The organism is Microbacterium sp. (genome assembly GCF_052099035.1).
Lineage (GTDB): Bacteria > Actinomycetota > Actinomycetes > Actinomycetales > Microbacteriaceae > Microbacterium.
The window spans coordinates 1-4149 of the sequence record NZ_JBQDSX010000130.1 but is presented as its reverse complement, the minus strand read 5'-3'; the positions used below and the strand labels follow the sequence as shown (position 1 = coordinate 4149).

Below are 4149 nucleotides of genomic sequence, written 5' to 3'. Positions count from 1 at the left end.
GCTCGCTGCGGACTCTCGACGAAGATCCACCAGCTTGTTGACGGGAACGGCCTTCCGCTGGCAACTACCGCGCCGCAGCTGTCCTCAACTCCGCCATCGCCTGGACCAGCACCAGGGCATAGTCCGACACACGCTACACGTGCTGAACGCCCTTCGGGGTGAAGTACGTCACTTCACCGCTGGCGTCCTCGCCACCAAAGATGAACTGCCCCGACGGCGTCGCGCAGATATCGATGATCACACCACGGGACTTCGTGGTGAAGACCTCATCGCCAACCCTGAACTGTCCCTCGTCATAGCGACACGCTAGCGCCTAGGAGGACCACCCAGGGACCCGCAACGACCTCGGACGGGCGCGCACGAGTCGGGACGCTTGCAATCCGTAGTCGGCGAATCCAGAGACATGATCCCCATCTGTAGCTGCGTCCCGCGGGGAACGACCTAGGCCGAGGGACGCTCAGTGCTCACCGTTCGCTGCTTCCTCGATCCAATCGATCGCCGCGTCAGAGAGGAAATTCCCGTCGGCCCCGGACTCTCCAACCCACCATGCACCAGCGGCCGGACCCCCACCCGCATCGGTGATCTCGCTCACAACAGAAGCCGGAACTACCTCGCCATTGTTCGCCGTCAGCCACTCGCGCGTTCCCACGCTCAGCCTCGGCCACCACCGCTCAATATCCATGGACACAGTCTCGCGCTAGAAGAGCCAGCCGGCCAGATGGTCTCCAGCCCGGGCATCCCACTGGTCTCAGATCAAGCGGACATTCTCACGGCGCCCTGTACGAATGTCCCCATTCCCAGTCTTTGTCAGACACACCCTAGCGGCCTTACCGACATCTTCGGGGGACAGCGAATGTCGCCATCAGACAACTCCGGTCGTCCCGAGGGCGGAGCCGAGTGCGAAAGTCGCCGCGAGTGCGAGCGCTCCGCCGAGCACGACCCGGATCGTCGGTCTGGTAGCCGAGTTTCCTCCGATCCTCGCACTGGTGAACCCGGTGACAGCGAGTGCTATGAGGACAACGGTGAAGGTGATCGGTACGCGGATCGCCTGCGGGGGAAGCAAGATGGCGAGCAGCGGGAGGAGCGCTCCGAGCGTGAACGCCAGCGCCGACGCTCCAGCAGCAGCCCAGGGGCTAACGACGGCAGCCTCGGTGATGCCGAGTTCGGCCTCGAGGTGCGCGGTGAGCGGATCATGAGCCGTCAACTCCTCCGCCACCTGACGCGCGGTCACGGGCCTTAGACCTTTCGCTTCGTAGATCCCGGCGAGCTCGTCGAGTTCCGCTACGGGTTCATCGGCCAACTCCCGCCGTTCCTTGATGATGAGAGCCCGTTGGCTGTCTCGCTGACTACTCACCGACACATACTCGCCGAGCGCCATCGAGATCGCCCCTCCGACAAGTCCGGCTACGCCAGCGGCCAGCAAAGGGGCCGACTCGCTCGTGGCACCGGCCACACCCACGACCAGTGATGCCACCGAGACAATGCCGTCATTCGCCCCCAACACGCCCGCGCGGAGCCAGTTCAGACGCCCTGCGAGGTCACCACGGTGCGGTTCGTCCGGATGAGCGCCGGAGGCGGGCTGAGGTGATTGCTTCTTTGCATCCGTGGCGCGGCTCATAGCGCCGGAGGTGCCTGCTCGTTGACCATTCCCGCAGGGAGCGGCGAGGGCGCGGATTCCGTGCCGGAGCGATACCGCCAGGGTCGCTCGCCATGGAATTTCAGTAGCTGAGCGCCGAGACCGATGAACACCATCGCGCACCACACCAGGATGTTCAGCCACGGGATCTGGAGTGCGACGATGAGGATCAGACCGCCGACCAGCGACTTGACCACCGGATGCTGACCGCCCCGCAGCAGTAGTCGACCAATGTAAAAGGACGCGAACACGAACGTGGACAGCGTGAGCACGACCCACACCAGCAGTCCTGCAAACGCCAACGGCGCGCCGACGACGGTAACTAGAAGGACCAGCAGCCCGATCGGGATAGCGAAAGATCCAACGAACCCGACCAGCAGCGCTTTCCAGGGGGACGGAACAAGCTGATCCGTCACTCGCTGCAGCCAGCGGGGAATAAGCAGCCCAGCAAGCAACGTCACCAAACTGAACGCGACCAGCGCATACAGCAAACCGACAAACCAAGCGACGATCGCCGCCCACGGTGACACCTCGACCTTGGGTGACTGTGGGGTCGCCACACGCTCGACGGAGCCATCAACTGCCCCGTCCGCGATGTGAGCCTTGCTGTCGCTGACGTATGAGACGTCACCACCGACTGACCCCCCGATGGTAAGGCGGTCGACACTAACGAGAACGTCACGGCCCACTTCGCCAGCGATGGCGACGGTGCTCGCCGCCCCAACCAGGTCATCACCCAATGACGCAGTTTCGGCGATGTTGATGTCTGCGGCGAAGATTGTGCCGCTGTGAGTGACTTTCCCGTTGATTGTGATGGACTGCGCGGACAGGCGCACGTTGCCATCCACAGTGCCAGTGATTGTGATCGTCTGCGCAGCCGCGATGACGTCGCCGGTCACGTTTCCGCTGACGGTTACCGACTGGCCCGCCGCATACACATCGCCGTCGATATCCCCCGACACATTGACGATCGCATCGGCATAGAACTGTGGTCCCTCACGAGCGTCTGTAACGGAGAAGGGGGCAGCGGGTGACGGAGCTGAGGTCGAGGCGGACGCTACCGCACCTGAGCTGAGAACCAGGAAGCCGACGGCAAGAGCGGCGGACATATAGCGGCTCAACGCAGATGAGGGTGTAGCCGGAGTCTGAAGCCGCCGGCTTCGAGGAGTGATCGGGCGATGTAGTGGGTCAGGTTCCGGAAGCCGAGGGCGGAGCCTCGGAGGTGTTCGAGTCGGCCGTTGATCGCCTCCGTCGGTCCGTTGCTCGAGCCTGGTAGGTCGAAGAACGCCAGCACGTCGGCGGCGCGCTTCTTCAACGTCCGCCCGAGCGTGACGAGCTCGCTCAGGGCCGCCGGAACGCCGCGGGCCACCGAGTCGATCACCGCGGTCATGAGAGCACGGCCCTGGGCGCGGTCGGGGTGGCGGTAGGCGGTGATCATGCGTTGATAGATGCCCCAGGTCGCCTCGACCTCGACGTGCTCCTCGATCGCGAACAGGGCCTCGATCCTGGTCGTCTGCTTGTCGGTGAGCAGGTCGGCGCCGGTGTGCAGGGTCCGTCGTGCGCGGTAGAGCGGGTCCTTGGCGCGGCCGCGGTGGCCGTGCAAGTCGAGTTGGACTCGGCGGCGGCAGCGGTCCAGGGCATCACCGGCCAAGCGGACGACGTGGAACGGGTCCATCACCGCGGTCGCGTCGGGCAGCTCTTCGGCAGTGGCGGTCTTGAACCCGGTGAAGCCGTCCATCGCGACGACCTCCACCTGATCTCGCCAGGTCTTCGGGCGGGTGGCGAGCCACTGCTTGAAGGCCTGCTTGGAGCGCCCCTCGACCATGTCGAGCAACCGGGCGGATCCGGTGCCGTCGCGGATCGGGGTCAGGTCGATGACCACGGTGACGTACTTCTCGCCGCGGCGGGTGTGCCGCCACACGTGCTCGTCGACTCCGATGACGGCGACGCCGTCGAAGCGGGCCTCGTCGTCGATCAGCACCCGCCGACCTTCGGCCAGGACAGCGTCGTTGGCGGTGTGCCACGCGATCGCGAGGGCCTCGGCCACCCGCGCCACTGTCAGGTGCTGAACCACGATCCCGACCAGGGCCCAGCGCACCGCCGCGCGCGACAGCTTCGCCCGCGGATCCGCAGCCGCCGTGGTGTCCTGCCGCCACACCCGCCCGCAGCTCTCGCAGCGGTAGCGGCGCACCCGGACCAGCAGCGTCGTCGGCCGCCACCCGAACGGTTCGTGCGCCAGCCGCCGAGACACCGTCCCACGCGGCGTGCCCTCGGCCCCGCACTGTCTGCAGAACGCGTCGTCATCGCGCGCGACCACGCGGCACTCGAGCACCGCCCGGTCAGGCTCCAGATGCTGCCCGACCACGACGAGACCGAGCTCGTCCAGGCGGCAGAACGTCGTCAGGTCAGGTGTGCAGAAGGTAGCGTCGTCCACGTCGAGGTCTTCCGGATGGGCAGAGAGGTGTTCTCACCAGCGTGATCGTCGGGTCCCGCGTTGAAGGTTGAGCAGCACG

At 65.7% G+C, this 4149-nt stretch carries 4 protein-coding genes; all 4 read right to left on the bottom strand.

Features of this window, described 5'->3' with window-relative positions:
• Positions 1–457: 457 nt before the first annotated feature.
• On the bottom strand, positions 458–682 hold the full coding sequence (locus tag ACTIAO_RS17240; RefSeq protein WP_087013721.1) for a hypothetical protein: 225 nt from the start codon (positions 680–682) through the stop codon (positions 458–460).
• 180 nt (positions 683–862) lie between these two features.
• Positions 863–1618 (bottom strand): VIT1/CCC1 transporter family protein, encoded by a 756-nt coding sequence (locus tag ACTIAO_RS17235; RefSeq protein ID WP_087013724.1) that lies wholly within the window; start codon positions 1616–1618, stop codon positions 863–865.
• Positions 1615–2535 carry a hypothetical protein gene (locus ACTIAO_RS17230; protein ID WP_441907301.1) on the bottom strand — a complete coding sequence of 307 codons (921 nt, stop codon included), beginning with the start codon at positions 2533–2535 and terminating at the stop codon, positions 1615–1617. The genes ACTIAO_RS17235 and ACTIAO_RS17230 overlap by 4 nt, the downstream gene beginning before the upstream one ends.
• A gap of 218 nt (positions 2536–2753) precedes the next feature.
• On the bottom strand, positions 2754–4070 hold the full coding sequence (locus ACTIAO_RS17225) for an ISL3 family transposase (protein ID WP_441907300.1): 1317 nt from the start codon (positions 4068–4070) through the stop codon (positions 2754–2756).
• Positions 4071–4149: the final 79 nt, after the last annotated feature.